Origin of the sequence: Neolewinella lacunae, from assembly GCF_014349155.1 — a bacterium.
In the GTDB taxonomy this organism is placed as follows: domain Bacteria; phylum Bacteroidota; class Bacteroidia; order Chitinophagales; family Saprospiraceae; genus Neolewinella; species Neolewinella lacunae.
On the sequence record NZ_JACSIT010000133.1, the window covers coordinates 1 to 915 of the forward strand.

Genomic DNA, 915 nt, shown 5'->3' on the forward strand with positions numbered 1-915 from the left:
ACCTTCACCCAGGTGGTGAAAGTGGGCGACACGACGCCACCGGTCTTCACCGGCCCGACGCAGGACCGCAACTTTGACGGCATCACCGACGCCGATCTGGTCTACACGACCAATGCGGGCAACATCTGCGCTGCCTACATCCGCCTTGACGCCGCCGGTGTCCGCGCGGTAGACAACTGCTCCGGAACCAACGTAACGATCACGGCCAACATCTACCCCGGTGCTGATCTGAACGCTACGCCCATCGGCTCCTTCGTAGTCAACCCCAACAACACTACGCCCGAGATCACGACGGCCATCCCCGTAGGAACGCACCTGCTGCGCTACACCTACACGGACGAGTGTGGCAACTCTGACTTCTCCGACTACCTCTTCACGGTGGAAGACCGCACGGCTCCCGTTGCGATCTGCGAAGACGGCCTGAACATCGGCATCTCTTCCGGTTCTTCTTCCACAACGGGTCTGCCCACGGGCTTTGCCGTCCTGACGCCGGAGAACATCGACAACGGTTCTTACGACGACTGCTCCGGTGTAACGCTGTCGATTGCCCGCGTCAACGCTGCCAACATCGCCCTGGAAGTATACGACCAGGAACTGATCCTGACCTGTGCTGACTTGGGCACGGTACGGGTAGGCCTGCGGGTAGAGGACGCCGCCGGCAACGTAAACTTCTGCTGGCTGGACGTACTGGTGGAGGACAAGAACGCCCCCGTGTGTATCCCCCCGAGCCCGGTCACGCTGAGCTGCATTGAGTACAACGCCGCCCTTCCCGCCGACATCACGGAGACGACCATCGAGGAGCGCAACGCCGTCTTTGGTACTGCGGCCGGGGTGGACAACTGCGAGGTGACGATCACGGAAACGATCACGGGCAACGTCAACAGCTGTGGTGTGGGTAGCTTCACGCGGACCTTC

General features: G+C 61.5%; 1 pseudogene. It reads left to right on the forward strand.

Annotated elements, in window-relative coordinates:
* Window positions 1–915: pseudogene (locus tag H9S92_RS14110) on the forward strand (hypothetical protein); the annotation flags it as partial.